Below are 26,310 nucleotides of genomic sequence, written 5' to 3' on the forward strand. Positions count from 1 at the left end.
CGAGCCCGAACGACATCGTCGCTGTCGTACGACCTCGGCGATGTCGCACCCGCGCGCCCGCAACCGTTGCACACGCAACGAACGACATGGTCGCTGTCGTACGGCCTCGGCGACGTCGCACCCGCGCGCCCGCAACCGTTGCACACGCAACCAGCGACACGTCCGCTGTCGTACGACAACGATCGTGTCGTTCCGCAGCGGCACCGAACGCCGCCGCGCGGCCCGGCCCAGCCCAGCCCAGCCCCGCCCGCCCCTCAGACGAACGCAGCCTGCCCCGTGATCGCCCGCCCCACGATGAGCGTGTTCACCTCGCGCGTCCCCTCGTACGAGTAGATCGCCTCGGCGTCCGCGAAGAACCGCGCGACACCCTTCTCGAGCACGATCCCGTTGCCGCCCTGCACCTCGCGGCACCACCCCACGGTCTCGCGCATCTTCGCCGTCGCGAACGCCTTCGCCATCGCCGAGTGCTCGTCTGCCCCGGTGCCGGCGTCCTGCATCGCCGACGCCTGCGTGCACAGTGCGATCGACGCGGTGATGTTCGCGAGGGACTTCACGAGCAGGTCCTGCACCATCTGGTGCGCTGCGATCGGCTTGCCGAACTGCACGCGGGAACGGGCGTAGTCGAGCGCGGCCTCGTAGGCGCCGACCGCGATGCCGATCGCCTGCCACGCCACCTCGGTGCGGGTCAGGCGGAGCACTTCGGCGGTCGCGCGGAACGAGTCGGCGTGCTGCAGCCGTCGCGACTCCGGCACCCGGACGCCGGTCATGACGATGTCGGCGTTCTGCACCCCGCGGAGTGCGATCTTGTCCTCGATCTTCGTCGCCGTGAACCCCGGCGTGTCCGTCGTGACGAGGAAGCCCTTCACCTGACCGTCGGCGACGTCCTTCGCCCAGATCACGACGACGTCCGCGAAGGTCGCGTTGCCGATCCAGCGCTTCTCGCCGTCGAGCACCCACGTGTCGCCCTCGCGCCGGGCCGTCGTACGGAGCCCCCGAGCCGAGTCGCTGCCGGACAGCGGCTCGGTCAGCCCGAACGCCCCGACGAGCTCGCCGGAGGCCATCCGCGGCAACCACTCCTGCTGCTGCTCGTCGCTGCCCGCCACCGCGATCGAGTTCATCGCCAGGCCGGACTGCACGCCGATGAACGTCGCGACGCTGGCGTCCACACGCCCGAGCTCGAGCGCCGCCCACCCGCGGTACACGGCCGAGTTCTCGAACTGCCGGACGAGCGAGATTCCCGGCCCGTACATGCCGAGCTCGGACAGCGGCTTGATCACCTGCATCGGGAACTCGGCGCGCGCCCAGTACGCGTCCGCGATCGGGCGCACGTCGGACTCGAGGTACGTGCGCAGCCGTCCGAGTGACTCGCGCTCCTGGTCGGTCAACCCCTCCTGGAACCGGTAGAAGTCGGACTCGAGGAGCGCGGGGATGGCCGTCGTCAGTGACATACACTGATCGTGCATCATTCTGCGAAACGTTGCAAGGGAGGAGCGCGTGTACACATCGGATTCTGCGCTGCGCGCGTTCCGGGAGGCGCGACACACCTTCATCGCCGGCTCACGCATCGACATGGGCGCGCTCGCCACCTCGCTCGGCGTGGACCGCACGTCGCTGTTCCGGTGGGTGGGCAACCGTGACCGGTTGCTGTCCGAGATCCTCTGGTCCCTCGCCGTGCCGACGTTCGACGCGGCTGCCGCCGCGGCGGCTCCCGCCGGAGCCCCGCGCATCGTCGACGTGCTCGACCGGTTCACGGCGGACCTGATCGACGCGCCCTACTTCCGGTCCTTCCTCACCCGCGAGCCCGCACGGGCACTCCGTCTGCTGACCACCACCGAGAGCGACGTGCAGAGCCGGTTCGTCGGCCGGGTCACCGCCCTCGTCGAGGAGCAACGCGTCGCCGGTGCGTTCGACCCGACGCCGCTCTCCGCCGAGGAGCTCGCCCGGCTGCTCGTCCGGATCTCCGAGTCCTTCACGTACGCCGACCTCATCTCCGGCCAGACGCCGGATCCCGAACGCGCACGAGCCACGTTCGAGTACGTCCTCCGACCGACCACGACAGGAGCCCGATGACCATCGCCGACTACCCCTTCGTCCGGCTCTACCCCACCCGGTGGAACGACAACGACATGTTCGGGCACGTGAACAACACGATCTACTACAGCGCGATGGACAACGCGGCGACGTACTGGTTCCGCGAGGAAGCCGGCCTCGACCCGTTCTCGTCCGAGTGGATCGCCGTGCTCGTGTCGTCGAGCTGCCGGTTCGTCGAGTCGGCGGTGTGGCCCGACGTCATCGAGGTCGGCATGCGGTCGAAGCACCTCGGGAACACGAGCCTGTCGTGGGAGTTCGGCCTGTTCCGGCAGTCCGACGACGCGCTGCTCGCGACCGGGGAGTTCGCGCACGTCATCATCGACCGCGAGGGCGCCCGTCGCCCGATCCCCCTCCCGGACGACCTGCGCGAACTCGTCACCGCCACGATGGCGACGCCCGCGGCAGTCCACTCCGACTGACGCGCACAGAACCAATGACCATTCGAACCGGGCAGAACCGCGGTTCGCTTGCACTTTGGTTCTGCCGCGACTGCCGGAACCAAGGCCGGATAGCTCGCGTCAGCCCTTCAGCGCCGCCAGCTCGAGGTTGATGTCGTCGGGGTCCTGCACCGACAGGATGACCATGCCCGCGTCACCGAGGTCGGTCACCTCGCCGTGCTCCACCCCGGCCGCGTCGAGTCGCACGGCCGCCTCGTGGAGTTCGTCCACCGACCCGACGACGAAGCTCACGTGGTCGAGGCCGACCGTCTCCGAGTCGAACCGCTGCCCCGCCGGCGCGACTGGACGGAGCCCGAACACCTGGTCACCGAGACGGAAGACGCTGCCGCCGTAGAAGCGCTCCCGGTCCTCGCGGATGCCCGGTTCGTCGATCTGGTCGCTGAAGTCGATCGCCGGGTCGGTCCCGAGCAGCTGCTGGTAGAAGGCCTTGCTGCGGTGGATGTCGGTCACGGTCACACGGACGTGGGCGAGTGCGGTGGGTCGGGCGAACGGTTCGGTCACGGGAGTGCTCCTCAGGCAAGGGGCCGGCAGGGTCCGGCACCACCCCGACGCAACGCGCCCCACCTGACCGGACGCCCCGACCGTGCGGCCACCGGACAACGCGCCGCGTCGAACCGCGAATCCGACATCGAACCAGGCCGGTGCCCTGGTTCGATGTCGGTTCCGTGGTTCGAAGCGAGATCGCCCGCACGACGACCGACCGCGGCGGCCGCCGCCCTAGATCAGGTCGTCGGTCAAGTGGTTCGGGGTGCCGAAGCGGTGCGCCGTGATCGACACGGCCTGCTCCCGCACGAACGGCAGGATCTCGAGACGCCCGGCCTCGGTCACCGGCTCCCCGTACACGGCCACGTCCGGCCGACCACCGATCGCCGTGTACAGCGCCGACGTGTCGCCACCGATGAGCCGCACGCGACCGGACGGACCACTCGCCACCGCCGACGCGAACGCCGCGTCGGAGTGCGACTGCGTCAGCGACCGGACGTTCGGCAGTGCCCGGACGGCCGATGCGACACCGGACGGCAGGGTCGACACGGTCGAGACGTCGATCGTCGTACCGGCGCGGACGGACGCCGCGACGACGCGGACCAGATCGGCGACCCCGTCATCGGAGGCAGAGGCAGCCAGGCGCACCCGCACCGCCGGGTACGGCAGGTAGCGCGCGATGTTCCGTTCCGCCGTCAGCGCGGACACGTCGGTCGCCGTGCCGAACAGCGACGCCCACGCCTGCTCGTCGGACGCCACGGCCCGGTCGAGCGACGGCGACGCCACCCCCGCGGCACGGACGAACGCGGCGACCGCAGACGAGGGAGAGGAACCGGACGCGGCCGGAGCAGGCGCCCAGGACCCGAGCCCGAGCAGGTAGTTCAGCCCACCGGCCTTCGACCCGGCACCGACGGCCGACTTCTTCCACCCGCCGAACGGCTGGCGGCGGACGATCGCGCCCGTGATGCCACGGTTGACGTAGAGGTTGCCCGCCTCGATGCGCCCGAGCCAGGTGCCGATCTCGGCGCGGTCGAGGGAGTGCAGGCCCGAGGTGAGGCCGTAGTCGACCTCGTTGACGATGTCGATCGCCTCGTCCAGCGTGCGCGCGGTCATGATGCCGAGGATCGGCCCGAAGTACTCCGTGCGGTGGAACGCCGACTCGCGGCGGACACCGTCACGGACGCCGGGGCTCCAGAGCGTGCCGGAGTCGTCGAGCTTCGCGGGCTGCACGGCCCACGACTCCCCCGCGCCGAGCGTCGTCAGGCCGTCCAGGAGCTTGCCGGCGGCGGGCTCGATGACCGGCCCCATCTGCGTGGTGGGGTCGGTCGGGTAGCCGACGGTCAGCGACGACACCGCGTCGATGAGCTGCGAGCGGAAGCGCCGCGAGGTGGCGACGGAGCCGACGAGCACGACGAGGGATGCGGCCGAGCACTTCTGCCCGGCGTGCCCGAAGGCCGAGGCGACGACGTCCTTCACGGCCAGGTCGAGGTCGGCGGACGGGGTGACGATGATCGCGTTCTTGCCCGAGGTCTCGGCGAGCAGCGGCAGGTCCGGCCGGAAGGACCGGAACAGCGAAGCGGTCTCGTACGCCCCGGTGAGGATCACCCGGTCGACGAGCGGCGACGCGACGAGCTGCTGCCCGAGGTCGTTCTCGGACACCTGCAGGAACGCGAGCACGTCGGCCGGGGCACCCATGGCATCGAGCGCGGTCTCGATGATCGACGCGAGGACGGCACCGGAGCGCTCGGCGGGCGGCGCGGGCTTCAGCACGACGGCGGACCCGGCGGCGAGCGCGGCGAGGGTGGACCCGGCGGGGATCGCGACCGGGAAGTTCCACGGCGGCGCGACGAGCGTGAGGGCGGCCGGGGTGAAGGACGCACCGTCGACCTCGTCGAGCTCGGACGCGAGCGAACCGTAGAAGTGCGCGAAGTCGATCGCCTCGGACACCTCGGGGTCGGCTTGGTCGATGGTCTTGCCGGTCTCGGACGCCATCACCTCGACCAGGGCTGCGCGGTTCGCCTCGAGTGCGTCGCCGACGGCGTGGAGCACGGCGCCACGCGCGGCACCGGACCAGGTCCCCCAGACGGCACCGGCGTCCCGGACGCGACCGAGCGCGGTGTCGAGCGCCGTGGCGGAGTCGACCCGCGCCTCCTGGACGGCACGGACGCCGAGCGTCGACGACGCGACCCGGTCCGTGATCGCCGCACCCCACGACCGCACCGCGGCGACCGACGGGTCGCTGTCCGGCGTGTTCTCGAAGTGCCCCGGGCCTGGGCGACCGACGGCGGCGTAGCGGTCGGCGACGCGGTGGGATGCGGGGGCATCGAGCCCACCGGGCAGGGCGAGGGGGGCGAGCGACGTGCGGAAGCGCTCCTCCTCGCGGGCGAACAGGTCGGGCGAGGACACGAGGGAGAACACCGCGGACATGAAGTTCTCCTGCGACGCGCCTTCCTCGAGGCGGCGGATCAGGTACGCGATCGCGACGTCGAACTCCTGCGGGTGCACGACGGGCGTGTAGAGCAGGAGCGATCCGACGGTGTTCTTGACCGCAGAAGCCTGCCCCTGCGCCATGCCGAGCAGCATCTCGAACTCGATGCCGTCCCGGACGCCGCGCTCCCCGGCGAGCAGCCAGGCGTGCGCGACGTCGAAGAGGTTGTGGCCGGCGACCCCGACGCGGACGTTCTCGATGCGCGACGGCGTCAGCGCCCAGTCGAGCACGCGCTTGTAGTTGGTGTCGGAGTCCTGCTTGGTGTGCCAGGTGGCGAGCGGCCAGCCGTGCACCGACGCCTCGACCTGCTCCATCGGCAGGTTGGCGCCCTTGACGAGGCGGACCTTGATGCCGGCACCGCCGCGGGCACGGCGGGCGGCGGACCACTCCTGCAGGTGCTCCATCGCGGCGAGCGCGTCGGGCAGGTACGCCTGGAGCACGATCCCGGCTTCGAGGCCGAGGAACTCCGGCTCGTCGAGGAGCTTCGTGAAGACCGCGATGGTGAGGTCGAGGTCCTTGTACTCCTCCATGTCGAGGTTGATGAACTTCGCCGGGGACGCCGATGCGGCACGGCGGAACAGCGGGCGGAGCTTGGCGATGATGTCCTCGACCGCGTGGTCGAACGCCCACGGGGAGTGCGGGTGCACGGTGGAGGAGACCTTGATCGACACGTAGTCGACGTCGTCGCGGGCGAGGAGCTTGTGCGTGCCCTCGAGTCGGCGGGCTGCTTCGCCCTCGCCGAGGACGGCTTCGCCGAGCAGGTTGACGTTGAGCCGGACGCCGTCGCGCTTGATCTTCGCGATGGCCGGCCCGAGCTTGGCGTCGGTCGCGTCGACGATGAGGTGGCCGACCATGTCGCGGAGCACGCGGCGGGCGATCGGGACGACGATGCCGGGCAGCGCCGGTGCCATCCCACCGCCGAGTCGGACGAGCCCGCGGAGTGCGGCGGGCAGGAAGCCGGGCGCACCGGGCGCGATGGCACGGAGCTTGCGTGCGGCGACGCCGAGGTCCTCGGGGCGGACGACGCCGTCGACGAACCCGACGGCGAAGTCGAGGCCGGCGGGGTCGGCGAGCACCCCGGCGAGCTGCTTCGCCGAGCCGTCGACCGGGTAGGTCTCGGCTTCGGCGAGCCACTGTCGCACGAGCGCGACGGACTGGTCCGCGAGGGCGTCGTGGTCAGTGGCGGGGTGCTCGTGCAGGGTCGTCATGGCATCAGTGTGGAGCCCGCCATGCTGAAGCGGAAGCAACGTTTCGTGACGGATACCCATCAGCGACACTAAAGTGTCGGCATGCTCGACGTCCGCCGCCTGGTCCTCCTCCGGGAGCTCTCGATCCGTGGCACGATCGCCGCCGTGGCCGAGGCCGTGAACTTCACGCCGTCGGCCGTCTCGCAGCAGCTCTCCGCCCTGGAACGCGAGGCCGGCGTGCCCCTGCTCCGCAAGGCCGGACGGCGGCTCCAGCTCACCCCGCAGGCCGAGGTGCTCGTCCAGGCCGCGGGGCACGTGCTCGACGTCCTCGAGCGGGCGCAGTCCGAGGTCGAGGAGACCATGCCGACCGTGCAGGGTCGGATCCGGGTGGCGGTGTTCCAGTCCGCGGCGCTCGCCCTGATGCCGAACGCCCTGCACGCGATGGCGACCGAGCACCCGGACGTCCGCATCGAGATGGTGCAGCGCGAGCCGGAGACCGCGCTGCACGAGACGTGGATCCGGGACTTCGACATGGTCATCGCCGAGCAGTACCCCGCGCACGCGGCACCGCGGCTCCCCGGGCTGCAGCGCGAGGACCTCACGACCGACGCCGTCCGGCTGGCGTTGCCCCCGGTCGACACGGCCCTCGCGCCGGTGTCGTCGATCGAGGACGCCGCGGCGCTGCCGTGGGTGATGGAGCCTCGAGGGACCGCGTCGCGGCACTTCGCCGAGCAGGTCTGCCGTCGCTGGGGCTTCGAGCCCGACGTGCGGTACGAGACCGCCGACCTGCAGACGCAGATCCGGCTCGTCGAGTCCGGCAACGCCGCGAGCCTCATGCCGGACCTCATGTGGACGGGCCGGACCACGACGTGCCGGTTGGTGGAGCTGCCGGAGCACCCGCGGCGGACGATCTTCACGGTGGTCCGAGCGGCCGGGTCCTCGTCGCCGGCGGTCCGCGCCCTCCGCTCTGCCCTCGAGCGCGCTGCCGCGACCGTCGGCGACTGACCGTCGGCGACCGACCTGAGCGCGACCGACTCGAGCGCGACCGACCCGAGCGCGACCGACTCGAGCGCGACCGACCCGAGCGCGACCGACCGGCCGCTCCGTCGTCGTTACCGGACCGAGACGTACCGGGTCGTCAGGATCGTCGGCGCCGCGACACCTCCAGGATGAGGGCACCTCCCGGTGCCCCGCACAGCATCCAGGGGGATCCCATGAAGCAGTCCTGCACCGCCAGTGTCCGACGCGGCGCCGCCATCGGCGCAGCCGTCGCCATCGTCACCGCCTCCTCGGCGTTCGGCATCGGCGCGACGAGCGCGATGGCCGACGAGGCTCCGACACCGCTCACGCCCGCCACCACCGTCACGACCGGCACGTCCGACGGCTCGGGAGGCGCGGCGAGCGACCCGACGTCGCCCAGCGCCGACGAGACGGGGACGACTCCCCCCGTGGTCACCGACGACCCCGCCGAGTCGCCCGAGCCGGCCCCGACGCCCGACGCGGCCACGGACCCGACCACGGACCCGACAGCGGCACCGGAGCCGTCCGCTCCCACGACCGCACCCGCGGCGAGCGCGCCGGCCGAGGAGGCTCCGGACCAGTCCGCCGCCGCGGCCCTCGCCTTCCCCGAGGGCACGAGCGCCGACGCCCCGCTGGTCCTCACCGCGACGGTGGGCGACACCGTGTCCCGGACGTTCACCGCGACGGGCGGGTCGGGCACCGTGACGTACAAGGTGCGCGGCGCGAACGGCAGCCCGGTGATCGGCCAGGGCGACTTCAACAGCGACTTCTCGTTCGACGGGACCACCGGCACGCTGTCCGGGTCGCCTCGGTACGCCCTGCGGACCTACACGTTCCAGGTCATCGCCACGAGCGGCTCCGAGACCGCCGTCGAGTACGTCGAGCTCACGGTGAAGCCCGGCGCCCCGGTCGGCGTCACCTTCTCGGTCTCCGCGCAGCAGTCCTCCGGCCTGTGGCAGGTCGAGCCGGACGGCACGATCTGGGAGGAAGCAGTCGGCAAGGGACGAGTCCGCGTCGTCTCCGACGTCCCCGTCGCGACCGGGACGACCCTCTCCCTGGCTGGTCTCGCGGTCGACGCCTACGGCAACCGCGTGACCGGGAGCGACCAGGACGACGACTACCCCCGGTCGACCGTCACGAGCACCGTGGCGTCCGACCGTGCGGTGTGGGACCCGGCGGGTGCGAACCTCGTGACCTTCACCGAGGCCGGCATCCGCACGGTGACCGTCTCCGAGGGCGGCGTGTCCACGTCCTTCACCGTCGTGGTCGCCGACGAGCCGTTCGCGTTCGTCGACCCGTCGTCCGCCGACGCCCCGATCGCCATCACCCCGACCGCGGGCGAGGAGTTCACGCGGACGTTCGACGTGTCGGGAGCGACCGACCCGTCGGACATCCGCTACGGGCTCCGCGGTGTCCAGGGCGAGCCCTTCGACGACACGTACGCCCGGAACGGGCTCGACCTCGCCATCGACCCGACCACGGGCGTGCTCACCGGGACCGGCACGGCGGCGACGTCGTTCCGCTTCCAGGTCGTCGCGACGAGCGGCGGGCAGGAGGCCGTCGCGAACGTCGAGGTCACCGTCTCGCCCGCGGCCTTCGCGAAGCTCGTCGTCGCGGTCCTGCCGTCCGACCGGGACCCGGAGTCGGAGACCTGGTCGGTCGACGGCGACACGATCACGCACATCACCCCGGACGGCGGTTCGGAGGTCGTCGACGCGGTCCCCGCACGGCAGGGGCAGCGCATGCTCGTGCTCGCGGTGCCGGTCGACGCCTACGGGAACGCGGTCGCCGACCACGACGACCTGACCATCACGAGCGACGTCGCGAGTGACCGGATCGCCTACGACCCGAGCACCGCCGCGACCTGGGTCACGTTCGAGCACGCCTCGCCGCACGTCGTGACCGTCGCGTACCAGGACCGCACGCAGGACATCCGGTTCGACGTCACCCCGACCGCGGCGACGGCGGGAGCCACCACGAACACGGGCTCCGGCCGTCTCGCCTACACCGGCGCGGAGACCTCGGGTCCCCTCGCCTGGGCGCTCGGACTGCTCGCCGCCGGCGGCGGACTGCTGGTCCACCGGCTGCGTCGCCGTCGCGCCTGAGACGCGACCGTCCGGCGGGACGGGAGGCGCGGTGCCAGCTGGCACCGCGCCTCCCGTCATCGTCGGCACGCCTGAGTGAACCGGAATGCCCCGGGGACGCCTGCGGTCGTACCGTCGTCGCTGACAGGAGCGGATCGCCGCCCTGCACAGAACGACCAGGGGATCTCATGAACACCACCACGTCGTCGCGCCGTCGCGCGGCCCTCGTCACCGCCGTCGCGGTCGCCGTCGCCGCAGCCGGTTCGACCGCCGTCCTCGGCGTCGACGCCGCATCCGCCAGCGCCACGGTCACGAGCCAGCACGCCGCGGCGACGCCGGCGCCGCTCGCCTTCACGCAGAGCTCGTCCGCCGCCCACCCGATCGCGCTGACCGCGACCGCGGGGAAGGCGTTCGCGTACACCTTCACCACCAACACGAAGGCGGGGTCGGTCGCCTACGCGATGGACGAGCCGGCCGGGCTGACGCCGGACTCGCCGCGCGCGTCCGACCACTTCTCGGTGAACACGAACACCGGCGTCCTGTCCGGCACGGGGGTCGAGAGCGGTATCTGGGACTTCCAGGTCGTCGCCCTCCGCAACGGCGTCGAGGCCCACGCGTACGTGCAGCTCACCGTGCGCCCGGGGGCGGCAGTCGGCGTGCGGACGTACGTCTCGCAGCCGAACACGACCGCGCCGATCTGGTACATCGCGCCGAACGGTGTCATCCGGCAGCGGCTGACCCCCACGAGCAAGGCGACGGTCGTCAAGACCGTCCCGGCGGTCCGGCTCGAGCAGCTCATCGTCACCGGGGTCGCGGTCGACGCCGAGGGCAACGTCATCAAGGCTCCCGACGAGGGCGGCGACGTGTCCACGGTCACGAGCAACGTCACGTCGGACCACGTCACCCGGACCGGCGCCCAGGACACGATCACGATCAGCGGTGCGTGGTCGCACCGCCTCACCGTGACCCAGGAGCACGCGCACACGTCGTTCACGGTCTCGGTGGCGCACGCCGCGCACTGAGTCGACCACGGGGAGCCGCGGGTGGCGCGCTGGACGGCACGCCACCCGCGGTTTCCCGCACGCACCCCCAACCCAGGTCACATTTCATGCTCGGTGCTCCCGATCACGCGCGCGTACCCCTACGATCCGATCAGGCCGAGGATTCTCGGCAGATTCTTACGATCCGGCACCCGACCGGACCTGAACACCTGGGGGAACACGTGCGCCGCAGCACTTCCACCGTCCGACGCGCCTGCGCGCTCGGGACCACCGCCGCGCTCATCGCGCTGACGACCGGTCTCGGCATCGCGACCGCGACGGCAGCACACGCCGAGGGCGCCGACACGTCGGTCCCGACGCAGACCGCGCCGGCCGACCCGACGCCGACCGACGCGCCGACGGACACCACGCCGACGGACACCACGCCGACGGACGCGCCGACGGACCCGGCACCCACGGACGCGCCGACCGACACCGCGACGGACGCGCCGACGAGCACCACCGCACCGTCCGCTCCCGCACGGAACCAGACGCCGTCGGCCGCGTCGACGGACGCACCGGTCACGCCGCTGGCCGCCGACCCCACCGTCACCGTCTCCGGCGACACCAAGGTGGGCTCGCAGCTCACGGCGGACACGACCGGGTTCGACGAGGACGGCTCGTTCAAGTACGTCTGGACCGAGGCCGACGCCGGCCCGACGCCGACAACGATCTCCAAGTCCAAGACCTTCACGGTCGACCAGACCGAGGCGGGCAAGCAGCTCGTCGTGACCGTGACCGGCGACCTGCCGGGCGGCGGCAAGGAGACCGTGACCTCGGACCCCTCTGCGGTCATCACGCAGGACCCGGTGTTCGTCGACGCGGACGGCAAGCCCATCACCGAGGGCACCGAGGCGGACGTCGACGTGTTGCCCCTCGAGGCCACCGCCGGTGACCCGTTCTCGTACACGTTCCGCGCCCAGGGGTACCCGGCGCCGACCTACAAACTCGACTGGTACTACGGCGACGAGGAGGACTCCGCCGACTCGATCGTCGAGTCGAAGTCGCAGGCCGACTCCATCGCGATCGGGTACGGCTTCGAGGAGGACGACGACTTCACCGTCGACGACCAGCTCCCCGAGGGCATCACGTTCGACCCGACCACGGGCGAGCTGAGCGGCACCGCCACCCTCGCGTCGTTCTACGACTTCGCCGTCACGGCCACGAGCGGCGACGTCTCGACCACGCAGTACGTCGAGTTGACCGTCGACCACGCCGCCGCGTTCGGCATCACCGCGTTCACGACCGACGAGAAGTCGATCACCGCGCGGGACAAGCGCATCTGGCTCATCCAGCCCGACGGCTCGATCTACACCGTCGACCTGTCGACCGACGAGGACGGCTTCCCCGAGGAGCTCACCCTCACGCCGACCGGCCGTCCCACCGTGGCGCAGGGCGGCACGCTCATCGTGTCCGGCTCGCCCGTCGACCGCTTCGGCAACGACGCGTCGGACTTCGACGACGAGGGCAACCCGACGTTCGTCCCGACCGTGACCTCGGACGTCGCCACCGACGTGGTCGCGCCGTACGAGGAGAACGGTGCCGAGGGGCAGGGCGTCTTCGGCGTCACGTTCCCGCACGCGTCGATCCACACCCTCACGGTCGCGAGCGGCGCGTTGCAGCCGCTCTCGTTCGCGGTCGACGTGCGTCCGACCACCCCGACGGTGGCCATCGTCACGCCCACCACCGCGAAGGGCCAGCTCGCCTACACCGGTTCCGACGCGACGGGTGCCCTCCCCTGGGCCCTCGCGCTCGTCCTCGCCGGCGCCGGACTGATCGGTGTGCGCACGCTGCGCCGCCGTCACGCCCAGCGCTGACGCCCAGACGCCTCCCGCCAGTCGCGTGCCCGCGTGACTGACGGGAGGCCCACCTCGGCCCCGCCTCGCCCCTCACCGGCGCGGCGGGGCCGTTCCCGTCATGCGGCGGGTGTCGGTCGGTAGCGTGGGGACCATGCCCACGCTCCTGCACATCGACTCCTCGGCCGACCTCGCGCACTCCCGCTCCCGCGCCCTCACCGCGGCCTTCGCGGACGCCTGGCGCGCACGCGGCCCGGAGTACACGGTCGTCCGACGCGACCTGCACGTCGACCAGCTCCCCCACCTCGAGACCTCGGCGCTGCACTGGGCCGCCGCCGAACGCACGGACGACGAGGTCGTGGCCCCCGAGGCCGACGCGCTCCGGCAACAAGTGATCGACGAGCTCCTCGGCGCCGACGTCGTCGTGGTCGGTGCGCCGCTCTACAACTACACCTTGCCGTCGACGCTCAAGGCGTGGATCGACCGCATCCACGTGCCGGGTGTCCTCGCCGGTGCAGTGCAGCCGCTCGCCGGGCGTCCGGTCGTCACCGTCGTCAGCCGGGGTGCCACGTACGACGCCGGGACGCCGACGGAGGGCTGGGACCACGGCTCCCCGGTCCTGCACCTCATCCTCGGGACCGCGCTCGGCATGAAGCCGTACCCGATCACCGTGAGTGCGACCCTGGCGGACCGGCTGCCCGACCTCGCACCGCTCGCGGACCACGCCGCCGCCGAGTTCGCCGACGCGAAGACGACGCTGGAGCGCCTCGCCGCGACGCTCGGCTGACGCCGGTCCGCGGCGCCCGCGCGGCGGCCGCAGCGACCGCGGCGGCAGCGGCGCCCCCGGGCGCCCGCGGCGGTCCGCACAACCGAAGTGCATCCGCGCCGCGGCGATCCACGGCGCGGATGCACTTGCGTTGTGCGACGGCGGCGCGAACCACCGTGCCGAGGCCGCCGCGGCCGGCGGGGTCAGGCGGGACGGACCTCGTCCGCGCGACCGAGCAGCGCCGCGTGGAACGCCGTCTGCGTCAGCGCGCTGGCGAGCAGGAACCCCGTCATCGACTCGATGCCCCCGCTGAAGGGCACCCGCGACGCCACCTCGTAGAGCGTCGGCGAGGACAGGGCGTCGAGCGCGTCGGCGACGTGCCGCGACCGTTCCTCGCGGTGCCGAGCCAGGGTGCGGGCACGGCCGACGACGTCGCGGAAGCGGTACTCGTGGCCGGGGCAGACCTCGAGGTCCGCGGAGCCGTCGAGCCGCCCGAGTGACGCCAGGTAGTCGCCGAGCGGGTTCGTGGCGGTCCGGCCCCCGAGCCCGATCCCGGAGTTGATGCGGGGCAGGACGTGGTCGCCGGTGAACAGCAGGCCGTCCTCCGCGTCGACGAAGCAGCAGTGCCCGGCGGTGTGCCCGGGGGTCCACAGCGTCCGGATCGTCCGACCGGCGACCGGCAGCACGTCGCCGTCCTCGAGCAGCAGGTCCGCGAAGGGCTCCGCCGTCCGACCGAGCCCGATCCGTCGCCCGCTCCCCCAGGCCTCGACCACGCCGGCGCGCAGGTGCTCCGGCAGTCCCCACGTCGCGATGTCGGCGTCGTTCGCCGCGGCGTCCGCCCGCTCCCGGTGCAGCGCCTCGACCTCGAGCCGGTGCATGGCGACCCGGGCGCCGGTGGCGCGTCGGATCGCCGCCGCGGCGCCGAGGTGGTCCGCGTGCAGGTGTGTCACGACGACCAGCCCGACGTCGTCGAGCGACCGCCCGATCGCAGTGAGGCCGTCGCGGAGCACGTCGAGACCGTCGTCGGCGGTCCACCCGGGGTCGATCAGCGCGAGCGAGCCGTCGGAGCCCTCGACGACGTACACGAGCGTCGCGTCGGGCACCCCGAAGCGGAACGGCACGGCGAGGGTCCAGATGCCCGGGCGGACCTCCTCCACGGGCGGCATGACGCCGTCGCGGAGCGCGGCGGCCTGCACGGGGCTGATCGGTTCCGGTACCGGCGCTGCCGGCGGGGGCACGGTCGTCACGCGACCACCCTACTGAGGTGCGGGTCGCGACCGGGCCGAGCCGCGCCTCCAGGGCCACGGCCACCCGACGACGGAGCGACACCTGCCGGACGGACGCGGCCGCCCGAGTAGACAGGACCCATGGAGATCGCACCGATGCTCGCCAAGGCCGTCCCCACCGTCCCCGAACCCGACAGCGTGCGCGGCGGACTCCGGTACGAGCCGAAGTGGGACGGGTTCCGCGGCATCGTGACCATCGACGGCGACGACGTGGAGATCGGCAGCCGCGGAGCGAAGCCCCTCACCCGCTACTTCCCCGAGCTCGTCGAGGCCTTCCGCGCACAGTTCGGTGGCCGCGAGCACCCGGTGGTCCTCGACGGCGAGGTGATCCTGCGCTCCGGGGACGCCGGCGCGGAACGGCTCGACTGGGAGGCGCTGTCGCAGCGGATCCACCCCGCGGCCTCGCGGATCGCGAAGCTCAGCGCCGAGACCCCCGCGCAGTTCGTGGCGTTCGACCTGCTCGCGGTGGACGGCACGGAGCTCCTGGACCTGCCGTTCGACGAGCGTCGGTCGCGCCTGGACGCGCTGTCGCAGGACATGTCCGACCCGCTGTTCGTCACGCGCACCACGCTCGACGTCGACCTCGCCCGCGAGTGGCTGACCACGTTCGAGGTCGCCGGGCTCGACGGTGTCGTCGCCAAGCCCCGGGCGAAGCCGTACGAGCCGAACAAGCGCACCATGCTCAAGGTCAAGCACCACCGCACGGCCGACGTCGTCGCGATCGGGTACCGCGTGCACAAGAGCGGGACCGGCGTCGGCTCGCTGCTCGTCGGCTTGTACGGCGACGACGGCGAGCTCCGGCAGGTGGGCGGCGTGTCCGCCTTCTCGGACAAGCGACGGGTCGAGTTGGTGGACGAACTCGACCGGGTGGTCCTCCGGGATGCGGACGGGAGGCCCGTCACCGGTGACGGGGAACGCTCGCGGTTCTCGTCGGGTCGCGACACGTCGTTCGTCCGGCTGACGCCGTCGCTGGTCCTGGAGGTGCGGTACGACCAGATGGAGGGCGACCGGTTCCGGCACACGGTCCAGTTCGAACGGTGGCGTCCCGACCGCGAGGCCGCCTCGTGCGGCTTCGACCAGCTCGAGGTTCCGGCGGCGTACGACCTCGACGCCGTGCTGCTGTCCGATTGACGCTCGACGATTGATGTAGTTAGGCTAACTAGGTAACTTCTTCCATGCGGATGCATCCGCATCGAGCAGACGGGAGCGGGACATGATCATCGACGGCATCAGCGACGCCCACCGCGGGACCTGGTCCCGACTGACGCGCCTGCACACGGCGAGCGTCTCGCTCCCGACACACACCACGCGCGTCGCCGAGCCCGAGGGCCGCGCCGAGGACTGCGCCGCCGTCTGACCCGTTCAGGCCTTCTTCGCGCGTGACGGCTGCACGCGCGGCGGCTCCCCCGGCATCTTCGGGAAGTCCGGCGGGAAGGGCAGCTCTTCCTCGCCGTTCTCCAGGTCGCGCTCCCACCACGCCAGCAGCGGTGTGATGCTCGCGGGCTCGTCGTGCATCGCCTGCCACGGGTCGCCCGTGGTCCGCAGCCGTTCGGGCACCGACCGGATCGTGAACGCCGTGGGATCGGCGTCGTCGAGTTCGTCCCACGCGATCGGCGTCGACACGGCCGCGTGCGCGAGGGCACGGGGACTGTAGGCACCGGCCATCGTCCGGTCGCGGTTCGCCTGGTTGAAGTCGACGAAGACACGCTCCCCGCGCTCCTCCTTCCACCACGCCGTCGTCACCCGGTCCGGCATCCGTCGCTCGAGTTCGCGCGCGGCGGCGATCACCGCGTGCCGGACGTCGAGGAACTCGTACTCGGGCAGGATCGGCGCGAAGACGTGCAGCCCACGGTTCCCGCTCGTCTTGATCCAGGCCGTCAGCCCGACCTCGTCGAGCACCTTCCGGAGCTCGTGCGCCACGGGGACGGTGTCGTGGAAGTCGGTGCCGGGCTGCGGGTCGAGGTCGATGCGGAGCTGGTCCGGGTGGTCGGGGTCTCCGGCGCGCGAGGCCCACGGGTGGAACACGACGGTGTTCATCTGCGCGGCCCACACCGCGACGGCCGGCTCGTCCACCACGAGCTGCGGGTGCTGTCGGCCGCTCGGGTAGGTGACGGTGACCGCGCGGACGTACTCGGGCGCGCCCTTCGGCGGGTTCTTCGAGAAGAACTGCTCGCCGTCGACGCCGCCCGGGAACCGCTGCAGCGAGATCGGGCGGTCGCCGTTGGCCCGGACGAACGCGTCACCGACGGCGACGAGGTACTCCGCCAGGTCGAGCTTCGTGATGCCGGGCTCGGGCCAGAGCACGCGGGAGGGGCTGCTGATCCGGACCTCCCGGTCGCCGTCCGGCCCCGGGACCGTCAGCGTCGTCGCTTCGCTCGCCATGCAGCGGACCGTACACGGGCGGGCCCGGGCCCGGCCGCAGCCCCGGTCGGGCTGGGTCGCGGGCGGTCGGGCTGCGTCGCGGGCGGTCGGGGTCGGGGTCGCGGGCGGTCGGGGTCGAGCGGGCGAAGTACGTCACGCTCGGCGCGCCGCACCGACCGGTTCCGCCCGTTCGGCGAACCGCGCGCGGCATGTCCCGCCCGCCCGGGTGCACGATGGACGGGTGAACGCGTACCTCGGGGTGGACCTGGCATGGGGACTCGGCACCGCGACCCGCGCACCGAACGAGACCGGACTCGTCGCGATGGACCACGACGGAGCGGTCACCGACGCCGGCTGGGCCCGGGGCGTCGACGCCGTCACCGACTGGATCGCCGGACACCTCGGCGAGCGCTCCCTCATCGCCGTGGACGCCTCGCTCGTCGTGACGAACCCGACCGGCATCCGCGAGGCCGAACGGCAGGTGGGCCAGCGCTACGGCCGGTGGAAGGTCGCGGCGAACCCGACGAACCTCGCGTCGGCGGCGAGCGCCGGGGCCCGCCTGCTCGAGCGGCTGACGGCCCTGGGCGTCGGGTACGTGTCGTCGACCGCGGCGATGCGGGAGCGCACCGGTCCGGCGGTGTTCGAGTGCTACCCGTACACGACCCTCGTCGGGGTCGAGGAGCTCGGCTACGACGTCGAACGGCCGCGGTACAAGCGTCTCGACCTGCACGTCCCGCCGGCGACGGCCCGGGCACGACGGGCGGAGGCGTTCGACGAGCTCGTGCGTCGGCTGCGCGAGACGCCGCTGGACCCTCCGCTCCGGCTCGACACGCATCCGCTCGCCCGCGCGCTCGCCGAGCCCTCCGGGATCCACGGGCCGACGCACAAGCACCGGGAGGACCTGCTCGACGGCGCCCTCTGCGCCTGGACGGCCGCGTTCTGGGAGCGGCACGGCGACGACCGCGTGCAGATCCTGGGAGGCGATCCGTGCCTCCCGTCCGACGCTGTGGACGAGGCGGGCCGACGGCCCGTCGTGGTGGCGCCCGCGCGCCCGTCGCAGCGGGCGGCGCCCTCGTCCGGTGTGCCGGACGTGTCGGGCTCGGTCTAGTCCGTCGCCGACGAGTCGTCGGACACGATCACCTTCGCGATCAGCGTGCGCAGGGGCCCCAGGTCGCCGAGCATGGACCGGCGTGCCGCGTGGTGGTTCTCGGCCGTGGTCGCGTTCCTCCAGTCGAGGACGATGCCGTACTCCTCGGCGAACTGCCGCCAGAACTCGCGCTGGGTCCGGCCGTTGCCCTCCATGAAGGGGTGGATGGCGTTCAGCACCGCGAACTGTTGGGTCAGGAACTCCCGAGGATCCGCGCGCATGCCGTGCGCGTCGCCGAGAACGTCGTCGAACTGCTCCATCCTCGACGGGATCAGCTCGGGAGGGAGGAACGGCTCGTCAGGGTGCTTCGCGATGCCGTCCAGGCGGTACTCGCCGGCCCACTCGTAGACGTCCTGGAAGAGGAACGCGTGGATGCGACGGACCCGGAGCGAAGGACGGAGGTCCGACAGACCGTCCACTTCACCGAGCAGGAGGTCGAGCTCCCGGTCTTGGACCTCGGGGACTTCGAGCGCCGCGAGTTCTTCGCGGGTCGTCGCACCGAGCTTGTTCCGGAGGACGTACTGCTCGTCGTGGTAGCCGCCGACGGGACGAGGGTTCACCGGCGATGGGCGATGGCCCGGAGTTCCTCGCGGCTGATCTCCCCGTTGGCGAACCGCTCCATGTTCTGGATCCACTCGGGATTGTCCTTGAAGCCTTCGAGGCGTCCCGAGTGCACGACCGCAGCGACGGCACGCGTGCGCTTGGCACGCTCCGCTCCGCTGACGGTTCGAGTTCCCTTGGCCATGCTCCGATCCTACGCCGGGACCGTCGGGGATTCCAGACGCGCGGATAGGCTTGCGCGGTGAGCACCACCACCGAACCCCTGCGCATCGGGCTGGTGTCGCTGCACACCTCCCCCGGCGACGAACCCGGCTCCGGCGAGGTCGGCGGCATGAACGTCGTCGTCCGCCACCAGGCCGAGGCCCTCGCGGACCGCGGCCACCACGTCGACATCATCACGCGCCGCTCGTCGCCGACGCAGCCGGACACGGTGTCGCTCGTGCCGGGCGTCTGCCTGCGGTTCCTGTCGGCGGGGCCCGCCGAGCCGGTGCCGAAGGGCGAGCACGACGCGTTCATCGAGCCGTTCCGCCGCGAGCTCGAGCACCTCGGCCCGTTCGACGTGCTCCACTCGCACCACTGGTTCTCCGGCGCGGCCGCACTCCCCGTGGCCCGTGAGCGGGGCGTCCCCCACGTGCAGTCCTTCCACTCGATCGCCGCCGACAGCGACACGCCGCTGTCCGAGGGCGAGCGCCCGGAGTCCGACGGACGGATGGCCGGCGAGCGCATGCTCGCGCACGAGTCCGACGCGGTCGTCGTCGTGTCCTCGGCCGAGGCCGACACCGTCCGCACGCGGCTCGGCGGCGAGACCGGGCGCATCTGGATCGTCCCGCCGGGCGTCGACGGGTCGGTGTTCCGTCCGTCCGCCGCCGGCGCCCGCCGCGCGGACGTCCCGTACGTGGTCGCCGCCGCGCGGGTGCAGCCGTTGAAGGGGCTGGACCTCGCGATCGAGGCGATCGCCGGCATCAGCCAGGAGGCGCGACCCACCCTCGTCATCGCCGGGGACGCCTCGAGCGAGGCGGGTGACTACGTGGACGAACTGCGTCGGCTCGCGGCCCGACTCGGGATCGCCGACCGCGTGACGTTCGTCGGTCCGCAGTCGCGGGCCGACCTGGCGTTCCTGTTCCGCGGCGCGGCAGCCGTGCTGGTCCCGTCGCACTCGGAGACGTACGGCCTCGTCGCGCTCGAGGGCTCCGCGTCCGGGGTGCCCGTCGTGGCCGCCGCTGCCGGAGGACTGCGTGAGGCCGTGGTCGACGGCGAGACCGGGGTCGTGCTCGAGTCCCGCGACCCGGCCGTCTGGGCGGCGGAGACGGAGCGGATCCTGACGGACGCGTCGTACGCGGCGTCGCTGGCCGCGGCCGGCCGGGAGCACGCGGAGCGCCTCAGCTGGGAGCGCTCGGCCGCCGGGCTCGAGGACGTGTACCGCCGGGTGCTGGGACGCGCGTGACCGGGGGCGGGCGGTTCGACGCGTTCTGGGCAGCGCTCGACGCCGTGCCGGTCGCGGACGACGCCGAGGCGCTGTACGACGTGTCGACTGCTGCCGGGCGGCTGCGTCGGGCGAACCTCGAGCGGTACCTCTCGACCGTCGGGGCCCGGGCGGACACGGTGCTCGTCGCCGAGGCCCCGGGGTGGCGCGGCATGACGAACACCGGCGTGCCGTTCACGAGCATGCGGGAGCTCGGGCCGGACTACCTCGTCCCGCCCGAACCGACCGCCCCGTGGGAGGCGTCCTCCCGTGTCGTGCAGGCTGCCCTGGCGTCGTGGCACGGTGCGCTCCCGATGACGTGGGCGATCTTCCCGCACCACCCGTTCGCTGCCCCGGACCGGCTGACGAACCGGACGCCACGGCCGGCCGAGGTCCGGGAGGGGGCGCCCGTCGCGCTCGCGCTGCTCGATGCGATGCGGGCGGGTCCGGGCGGCGACGACGTCCAGGTCGTCGCCGTGGGGCGGAAGGCACAGGGGGCGTTGGCGCTGGCGGGGATCGACGCCGTGGCGGTGCGGCACCCGGCGCAGGGCGGGGCCGCGCAGTTCACGGAGCAGGTGCTGGCGCTCCGCCGCTGAGCGCGCGGGCGGGTGCGGGTGCGGGTGCGGGTGCGGCGAGACTCGGCCGGGCGGACACTTTCGCGGCCGATCCCGCACGAAGGTGTCCGCGCAGCCGAGTCTCGGCTCGCGGGGGCGCGCCGCAGGCTCAGGCGGAGCGGACCTCGACGCCCTTCGCGGCGAGCCGCTCGACCACGTGCGCGGGCAGCGGTGCCGCGGCGTACACGGTGCCGAGCGCCGGCAGATCGAGGACGTCGTCCCAGTTCTGCGGGTCGTACCGGTCGTCCGAGCCGTCCCACCCCGGGTGCACGTCCTGCAGGACCTCGAGGTCGGAGTCGACCGTCAGCTCCGTGACGAGCGACAGCTGCGACGGCAGGAGGTCGAGGTCGTCGTAGTACTCGCGCGCACGGTCGTCCTGCCCTTCGACGTCGAGGTCCTCGTCGCTCTCGTCGTCGTCCCCGGCGTAGGGCTGGAGGACGTCGAGGTCGTAGCAGAGCACATCGAGCACGAGGAGCTTCGCGTTGAAGTCGGCGAACTCCACGGGCTCCTCGGTCGTGTTCGACTCGTCGTGCATGGCTCGGAGCGTAGCCGTCGCCACCCGAGAGCGCCCAGGGGCAGTGGCACGTGTCCGACGGAGCACGAGCATGTTGCGATCTGCGGCGATTTGCCTGTGAGACTGGACAGGATGACCCGAAGCGGAACAGGCTGACGCATGGCCACCACCAACACAGAGCGCCCGCAACAGGAGCAGCCAGAGCTCCGGCGGGTCATCGGTCCCAAACTCCTCCTGCTCTTCATCGTCGGGGACATCCTCGGCACGGGCGTCTACGCGCTCACGGGTCAGGTCGCGGCGGAGGTCGGCGGAGCAGCGTGGCTCCCCTTCCTCATCGCGTTCGCCGTGGCGCTGCTGACGGCGTTCTCGTACCTCGAGCTCGTCACGAAGTACCCGCAGACGGCCGGTGCGGCGCTGTACGTCCACAAGGCGTTCGGCATCCACTTCGTCACCTTCATCGTGACGTTCATCGTGATGTGCTCGGGGATCACCTCGGCGTCGACGGCCTCGCGGGCGTTCGCGGCGAACCTCGGCGCCGGCTTCGGGTTGGAGCTGCCGAACGCGGTCGTGATGCTCATCGCGATGGGCTTCATGCTCGCGGTGATGGCGATCAACTTCCGGGGCGTCAGCGAGAGCGTGAAGACGAACGTCGTCCTCACCCTGGTCGAGCTGTCCGGTCTCGTGATGGTGATCCTCATCGGGTTCTGGGCGATCGCCGGCGGCAACGCGGACTTCTCGCGCGTGGTCATGTTCGACACGCCGGAGGACAAGTCGCTCCTGCTCTCGGTGTCGACCGCCACGTCGCTGGCCTTCTTCGCCATGGTCGGGTTCGAGGACTCGGTGAACATGGCCGAGGAGACCAAGGACCCCTCCCGCATCTTCCCGAAGGTCATGCTCACGGGTCTCGGCATCACGGCCGTGATCTACGTGCTCGTGTCCATCTGCGCCGTGGCGGTCGTGCCGATCGGTGAGCTCGCCGGCAACGAGACGCCGCTCGTCACCGTCGTGCAGACCGCTGCCCCGGACTTCCCGATCGCCGACCTGCTGCCGTTCATCTCGATGTTCGCCGTGGCCAACACCGCGCTGATCAACATGATGATGGCGTCGCGACTGCTGTACGGCATGAGCAAGCAGGGCGTCCTGCCCGGCTTCCTCGGCAAGGTCTCGCCGGCCCGCCGCACCCCGTCCACCGCGATCGTCTTCACGACGCTCATCTCGCTGCTGCTGATCGGGTGGGTCTCGCTCGACCCCGACTCCCCCATCGTCGTCGTGCTCGGCGGCACGACCTCGCTCCTGCTGCTGTCGGTGTTCGCGGTCGTGAACGCGTCGGTGCTGGTGCTGCGCCGCGACAAGGTCGACCACAAGCACTTCCGGGCCGGGGTCATCGTGCCGATCATCGGTGTCGTCACCTGCCTGTGGCTCGTGCTGCCCTTCTCGTCCGGCCGCGACCCGCAGCAGTACCAGATCGCGGGCGCGCTGCTCGCGCTCGGGATCCTGCTGTGGATCGTGACGTGGTTCACCCACGGGCGGAAGCAGACCGAGAAGGCGCCCACCGGCCTCGTCACCGAACCGACGAAGGTGCAGCGCCCGAACGAGCCGGCGCAGACGCACGACCACCGCGACGTCTGACCCGCGAACGACCGAGCCGGTCCTCGGACACCCCCGATCGGGCGGGTGCGGTTCCCAGGCGGCGCACGTAGCCTCTTCGTGCTCCGCCTGACCCGCCCCGCTCGAGAGGACCCGCCATGCGCCGCGTCGGCATCACCCTCGCGTCGGTGTTCGGCGCGGGCGTCGTCGCGATCGGCATCGGCGTCGTGGTGGTCATCGTCATCGCGGTGAACTCGCTGACGGGTGCCGCCAAGGGTGTCGTCGCGGACCCGACCCCGACCTGCCCGGACGTCGCGACGAGGACGATCGGCGGCATCGTCGTCCCCGCGGGCCCCGTCGGCGGGTTCTGCCAGGACCGCCTGGTCAACGCCGCGTACGTCATCAGCGCCGCACAGGCCATGGGCATCGGACCGCACACCCAGGCCGTCGGCGTGATGACCGCCATCGGGGAGTCGAGCCTGGTGAACCTCGACCACGGGGACGCCGCCGGACCCGACAGCCGCGGGCTCTTCCAGCAGCGGGACAACGGTGCCTGGGGCACGTACGAGCAGCGGATGGACCCGTACACCGCGGCGTCGATGTTCTACACGAAGCTCGTGAAGATCCCCGGTTGGAAGACCATGACCCCGACCCAGATGGCGCACGCCGTCCAGATCAACTCGGACCCCGACCACTACGCGAAGTTCTGGCCCGAGGCGAAGTCCGTCGTCGAGGGCCTCACCGGGGAGACCGTCCCCGACACCGCACCCCAGGGCTGACCAGCACGTCACGAGGCGAGCGGGAGCGGACCGTCGTCCACCGGCTCGACCGGCTCGACGTCGTCGAGCGACACGATCGCGACGCCGCCGGTGTGCACCGCGACCTGCGCACGGAGCCGGACGTGGTGCTCCTCGAACGCGCAGGCGCACGCGTCGACCCACTCCCAGTCGACCGGGAACAGCCGGGACTCCCCCGGGCGCTCCCAGACCAGCACGACCTCGGCCGCGCCGACCTGCACGAGGACGTCGCCCACCAGCGCGGCGAAGTCCTCGACGTGTTCGTCGGGTTGCCACGGCAGGTCGGAGATCGGCATGACGAACGACACCGGCACGGCCCGTTCGTCGAGGAAGAGCACCCAGCACTGCCGGGTGATCGGGCGTTCGACGAGGGCGGTCACGAGGTCCACCACGTCGTCGTCGGTGCGGGCAGGGGTGCGGATGAGGCGGTCGAGCATGTCGGTGTCTGGCATGCCCTCAGCGTCGCCGAGACCACCGCACCGCTCAGCGACCAGACGCTCATCTGTGGACGACCGCCGCACGGGGCCGCCCTGTGGAGGAACGACCCTCAGATGCCGTGGGTGATCGCGCTGTCGACGAGCAGGATCGCGCCGAAGAACACCGCCACGACGGCCGCGATGCCGACGAGGGCGAACGGCCACGAGAGCCGCCGCCGCACGAGTCGCAGCACGCACACCACGAGCGCCGCGACGAGCACGAGGGCGACGAGCACCGGCCCGACGTAGACGACCGCACCGCCGAGCGTCTCGTCGCAGGAGTTGCCGGGAGCGCCACACGAGCTGAACGCGAGCGACAGGAACACGATCCCGCCACCGGCGACCACCGACTCCGCTGCCAACAGCACCAGCAGCACGACCGTCGCGACCACGTCCGCGACGCGACGGCCGCCTGCCAGGGGGTGTCGCGCCTCCCGTCCGAAGGCCGCCGGACCGGACCCGAGCGGATCCGCGACCACGGGGGCTTCCATCACCCTCGCCGCCCGCGCGTGGACCAGAGGGCCCAGGCGATGAGGACCGGCTGGCCGAACAGGCGGCCGATGCGCTTGACGTCCGTGTCGAGCCCGAAGGCGTCGCGACGGTTCAGCCACTGGGAGATGTTCCCGGGGAAGATCGCGGTGAAGAAGAGCGCCGCCACCGTGCCGACGAAGCGACGCGAGCGACGGGGTGCGAGCACGAGGGCGCTGCCGAGGCCGATCTCCGCGATGCCGGAGGCCAGGACCGTGGTGTCCTCGTCGAGCGGGACGAAGTCGGGCACCTGGGCGCGGAAGTCCTGCCGGGCGAAGGTGAGGTGGCTCGTGCCGGCGAAGACGAGCGCGAGGCCGAGCAGGACGCGGAGGAAGGATCGCATGCCTCCATCGTGCCCGTGCCGGACGGCCACCGCACGCGCCGCACGGCGTGCCGGACCGCCACCGCCCCGCTAGGTTCGGACGCATGGGAACAGCCTCCCGCGACCACGAGCCACCCGCAGCACCCGCCGTCGTGGCCGCGCTGCTCGGTCCGATGGCGCTCTACATGGGGTTCATCGTCCCCGCGGCCTCGATGGGGCGGCACGTCGTGCTCGGTGCGGTGTTCGGCATCGTGTGCATCGCCAGCGGCTGGCGCGCCCTGTCGATCGCACGACGGACCCAACGAGGCGTGCGGGTCTGGTCGTGGATCGGGATCGTCCTCGGCGTGCTCGGGCTCGTGATGCTCGTGTGGCAGCTGCTCGTCATCGTGACCGGGGGCGCCTTCCCCTCGCCGTTCTGGACGCCGTACGCCCACCGCTGACGCGGACCCTCACCACCCGAGCGTGCCCGGCGCACCCTTGAACGGTCCGACCACCCGCGAGGTGATCCACCCTCCGTAGAAGTCCCCCTCCTGCGCCTGGACCACCTCGCCGCCGACCTCGCACGAGTCCATCGCCGAGGGGTAGATCGCCACCCGGTCGCGCAGCTGCTCGTAGCCCGGCTCGGGCGTCGGGTAGTTCCACGCCGCCCGCGGAGCGACCACGTCCCCGCCCACCACGTCGAAGTACCGCGCGCGCCCCTTGAACTCGCACATGCTCGACCCCTCGGCCGGCCGGAGCTCGAGGTCGGCCATCGGCACGTAGTACACCGGCGGGTGCGAGGTCTCGAGCACCCGCACCGCGTCCGTCGTGTCCACGACCACCTCGCCGCCGAGCCGCACGACCACGCGTTCGGGCACCGGCTCCACGGCGGGAGGCCTCGGGTAGTCCCACACGGACTCCTGGCCGGGTGCGGGCTCGGTACGGTTCGGTCGGCGCATGGGTCACGTCTACGCCGCCTCCCTGCCCGCGGGCCTGGAGGCGCGGCTCGCCCCCGCCCCACCGGCCCGGCCCCGTCCGTGGTCGCGCGGGACGTCTCTCCGGACTTTCGCGCTGAGCGACAGTTCACGCTCGGTCCGGCGCGTGAACTGTCGCGTAGCGCGAAACGTTCGCCGGCCCGCCCCGCCCGTCCCTGCCCGCGGGCCTGGAGGCGCGGCTCGCCCCCGCCCCGCCGGCCCGGCCCGCCCGTGGTCGCGCGGGGCGCAGGGCGCGGCGGACGCGCGGCGCCCGCAGGGTGCAGAGTGG

At 72.2% G+C, this 26,310-nt stretch carries 27 protein-coding genes; 15 read left to right on the top strand and 12 right to left on the bottom strand.

Annotated features, from left to right (window positions below):
- Window positions 1–254 precede the first annotated feature (254 nt).
- Entirely contained in the window at window positions 255–1,448 is a 1,194-nt protein-coding gene (locus WFH25_RS05985; RefSeq protein WP_336697094.1) for an acyl-CoA dehydrogenase family protein, read from the bottom strand.
- Between the two features lie 46 nt (window positions 1,449–1,494).
- Here WFH25_RS05985 and WFH25_RS05990 point away from each other — a divergent pair, with 46 nt between their 5' ends.
- Both WFH25_RS05990 and WFH25_RS05995 read left to right on the top strand, forming a co-directional pair.
- A complete protein-coding gene (locus WFH25_RS05990) occupies window positions 1,495–2,070 on the top strand; it encodes a QsdR family transcriptional regulator (protein WP_071301838.1) in 576 nt (191 codons plus the stop codon).
- The gene (locus WFH25_RS05995; protein ID WP_336697095.1) at window positions 2,067–2,510 is read left to right on the top strand and encodes an acyl-CoA thioesterase; all 444 of its coding nucleotides are present in this window, start codon (window positions 2,067–2,069) and stop codon (window positions 2,508–2,510) included. Before WFH25_RS05990 ends, WFH25_RS05995 begins: the two co-directional genes overlap by 4 nt.
- A gap of 99 nt (window positions 2,511–2,609) precedes the next feature.
- Here WFH25_RS05995 and WFH25_RS06000 read toward each other — a convergent pair whose 3' ends face one another.
- The gene (locus tag WFH25_RS06000; RefSeq protein ID WP_336697096.1) at window positions 2,610–3,050 is read right to left on the bottom strand and encodes a VOC family protein; all 441 of its coding nucleotides are present in this window, start codon (window positions 3,048–3,050) and stop codon (window positions 2,610–2,612) included.
- A 216-nt stretch (window positions 3,051–3,266) separates the two neighbouring features.
- Complete coding sequence (locus tag WFH25_RS06005) at window positions 3,267–6,728, bottom strand: bifunctional proline dehydrogenase/L-glutamate gamma-semialdehyde dehydrogenase (RefSeq protein ID WP_336697097.1); 3,462 nt, start codon at window positions 6,726–6,728, stop codon at window positions 3,267–3,269.
- A gap of 81 nt (window positions 6,729–6,809) precedes the next feature.
- On the opposite strand from WFH25_RS06005, the gene WFH25_RS06010 reads away from it, so the two are divergent.
- From WFH25_RS06010 to WFH25_RS06030, 5 genes are all read left to right on the top strand, one after another.
- Window positions 6,810–7,712 (top strand): LysR family transcriptional regulator, encoded by a 903-nt coding sequence (locus tag WFH25_RS06010; RefSeq protein WP_070418601.1) that lies wholly within the window; start codon window positions 6,810–6,812, stop codon window positions 7,710–7,712.
- A gap of 209 nt (window positions 7,713–7,921) precedes the next feature.
- Window positions 7,922–9,832: a hypothetical protein gene (locus tag WFH25_RS06015; protein WP_336697098.1), complete on the top strand. Its 1,911-nt coding sequence runs from the start codon at window positions 7,922–7,924 to the stop codon at window positions 9,830–9,832.
- A 167-nt stretch (window positions 9,833–9,999) separates the two neighbouring features.
- Entirely contained in the window at window positions 10,000–10,833 is an 834-nt protein-coding gene (locus WFH25_RS06020) for a hypothetical protein (RefSeq protein ID WP_336697099.1), read from the top strand.
- A 200-nt stretch (window positions 10,834–11,033) separates the two neighbouring features.
- On the top strand, window positions 11,034–12,668 hold the full coding sequence (locus tag WFH25_RS06025; protein ID WP_336697100.1) for a putative Ig domain-containing protein: 1,635 nt from the start codon (window positions 11,034–11,036) through the stop codon (window positions 12,666–12,668).
- Between the two features lie 133 nt (window positions 12,669–12,801).
- Entirely contained in the window at window positions 12,802–13,434 is a 633-nt protein-coding gene (locus WFH25_RS06030; protein WP_336697101.1) for an FMN-dependent NADH-azoreductase, read from the top strand.
- Window positions 13,435–13,616: 182 nt separating this feature from the next.
- On the opposite strand, the gene WFH25_RS06035 is transcribed toward WFH25_RS06030, so the two are convergent.
- Window positions 13,617–14,660, bottom strand: a complete 1,044-nt coding sequence (locus WFH25_RS06035) for an MBL fold metallo-hydrolase (RefSeq protein WP_336697102.1) — start codon at window positions 14,658–14,660, stop codon at window positions 13,617–13,619.
- Window positions 14,661–14,780: 120 nt separating this feature from the next.
- On the opposite strand from WFH25_RS06035, the gene WFH25_RS06040 reads away from it, so the two are divergent.
- Together WFH25_RS06040 and WFH25_RS06045 are read left to right on the top strand one after the other, a co-directional pair.
- Window positions 14,781–15,830, top strand: a complete 1,050-nt coding sequence (locus WFH25_RS06040; RefSeq protein WP_336697103.1) for an ATP-dependent DNA ligase — start codon at window positions 14,781–14,783, stop codon at window positions 15,828–15,830.
- Between the two features lie 82 nt (window positions 15,831–15,912).
- Entirely contained in the window at window positions 15,913–16,056 is a 144-nt protein-coding gene (locus WFH25_RS06045) for a hypothetical protein (protein ID WP_175473622.1), read from the top strand.
- A gap of 5 nt (window positions 16,057–16,061) precedes the next feature.
- Here WFH25_RS06045 and ligD read toward each other — a convergent pair whose 3' ends face one another.
- A complete protein-coding gene (gene ligD, locus WFH25_RS06050; protein ID WP_336697104.1) occupies window positions 16,062–17,081 on the bottom strand; it encodes a non-homologous end-joining DNA ligase in 1,020 nt (339 codons plus the stop codon).
- 220 nt (window positions 17,082–17,301) lie between these two features.
- On the opposite strand from ligD, the gene WFH25_RS06055 reads away from it, so the two are divergent.
- On the top strand, window positions 17,302–18,168 hold the full coding sequence (locus tag WFH25_RS06055; protein ID WP_336697105.1) for a DUF429 domain-containing protein: 867 nt from the start codon (window positions 17,302–17,304) through the stop codon (window positions 18,166–18,168).
- Here WFH25_RS06055 and WFH25_RS06060 read toward each other — a convergent pair.
- Together WFH25_RS06060 and WFH25_RS06065 are read right to left on the bottom strand one after the other, a co-directional pair.
- The gene (locus tag WFH25_RS06060; protein ID WP_336697106.1) at window positions 18,165–18,767 is read right to left on the bottom strand and encodes a Fic/DOC family protein; all 603 of its coding nucleotides are present in this window, start codon (window positions 18,765–18,767) and stop codon (window positions 18,165–18,167) included. The genes WFH25_RS06055 and WFH25_RS06060 overlap by 4 nt on opposite strands.
- Window positions 18,764–18,952 carry an antitoxin VbhA family protein gene (locus WFH25_RS06065; protein ID WP_336697107.1) on the bottom strand — a complete coding sequence of 63 codons (189 nt, stop codon included), beginning with the start codon at window positions 18,950–18,952 and terminating at the stop codon, window positions 18,764–18,766. The genes WFH25_RS06060 and WFH25_RS06065 overlap by 4 nt, the downstream gene beginning before the upstream one ends.
- A 57-nt stretch (window positions 18,953–19,009) precedes the next feature.
- On the opposite strand from WFH25_RS06065, the gene WFH25_RS06070 reads away from it, so the two are divergent.
- Together WFH25_RS06070 and WFH25_RS06075 are read left to right on the top strand one after the other, a co-directional pair.
- Window positions 19,010–20,212 carry a glycosyltransferase gene (locus WFH25_RS06070; RefSeq protein ID WP_336697108.1) on the top strand — a complete coding sequence of 401 codons (1,203 nt, stop codon included), beginning with the start codon at window positions 19,010–19,012 and terminating at the stop codon, window positions 20,210–20,212.
- Window positions 20,209–20,826, top strand: a complete 618-nt coding sequence (locus WFH25_RS06075; protein ID WP_336697109.1) for a uracil-DNA glycosylase — start codon at window positions 20,209–20,211, stop codon at window positions 20,824–20,826. Before WFH25_RS06070 ends, WFH25_RS06075 begins: the two co-directional genes overlap by 4 nt.
- Window positions 20,827–20,953: 127 nt before the next feature.
- Here the strand turns inward: WFH25_RS06075 and WFH25_RS06080 are convergent, their stop codons facing one another.
- Window positions 20,954–21,379, bottom strand: coding sequence for a DUF6892 domain-containing protein (locus tag WFH25_RS06080; protein WP_336697110.1), 426 nt, complete (start codon window positions 21,377–21,379; stop codon window positions 20,954–20,956).
- A 138-nt stretch (window positions 21,380–21,517) separates the two neighbouring features.
- Between WFH25_RS06080 and WFH25_RS06085 the strand changes: the two genes are divergently transcribed.
- The gene (locus tag WFH25_RS06085) at window positions 21,518–22,987 is read left to right on the top strand and encodes an APC family permease (RefSeq protein ID WP_336697111.1); all 1,470 of its coding nucleotides are present in this window, start codon (window positions 21,518–21,520) and stop codon (window positions 22,985–22,987) included.
- A gap of 116 nt (window positions 22,988–23,103) precedes the next feature.
- Window positions 23,104–23,724: a hypothetical protein gene (locus tag WFH25_RS06090; RefSeq protein WP_070418587.1), complete on the top strand. Its 621-nt coding sequence runs from the start codon at window positions 23,104–23,106 to the stop codon at window positions 23,722–23,724.
- A gap of 8 nt (window positions 23,725–23,732) precedes the next feature.
- On the opposite strand, the gene WFH25_RS06095 is transcribed toward WFH25_RS06090, so the two are convergent.
- From WFH25_RS06095 to WFH25_RS06105, 3 genes are all read right to left on the bottom strand, one after another.
- Window positions 23,733–24,194 (bottom strand): hypothetical protein, encoded by a 462-nt coding sequence (locus WFH25_RS06095; RefSeq protein WP_071296662.1) that lies wholly within the window; start codon window positions 24,192–24,194, stop codon window positions 23,733–23,735.
- A gap of 95 nt (window positions 24,195–24,289) precedes the next feature.
- On the bottom strand, window positions 24,290–24,610 hold the full coding sequence (locus tag WFH25_RS06100) for a hypothetical protein (RefSeq protein ID WP_139219841.1): 321 nt from the start codon (window positions 24,608–24,610) through the stop codon (window positions 24,290–24,292).
- 98 nt (window positions 24,611–24,708) lie between these two features.
- Window positions 24,709–25,089: a DoxX family protein gene (locus tag WFH25_RS06105; protein WP_070418584.1), complete on the bottom strand. Its 381-nt coding sequence runs from the start codon at window positions 25,087–25,089 to the stop codon at window positions 24,709–24,711.
- Window positions 25,090–25,172: 83 nt separating this feature from the next.
- Between WFH25_RS06105 and WFH25_RS06110 the strand changes: the two genes are divergently transcribed.
- Entirely contained in the window at window positions 25,173–25,508 is a 336-nt protein-coding gene (locus tag WFH25_RS06110) for a hypothetical protein (protein ID WP_229086134.1), read from the top strand.
- Window positions 25,509–25,517: 9 nt separating this feature from the next.
- Here the strand turns inward: WFH25_RS06110 and WFH25_RS06115 are convergent, their stop codons facing one another.
- A complete protein-coding gene (locus WFH25_RS06115) occupies window positions 25,518–26,006 on the bottom strand; it encodes a DUF427 domain-containing protein (RefSeq protein ID WP_071296660.1) in 489 nt (162 codons plus the stop codon).
- Window positions 26,007–26,310: the final 304 nt, after the last annotated feature.

Source organism: Curtobacterium sp. USHLN213 (assembly GCF_037144815.1).
Taxonomy (GTDB): Bacteria; Actinomycetota; Actinomycetes; order Actinomycetales; family Microbacteriaceae; genus Curtobacterium.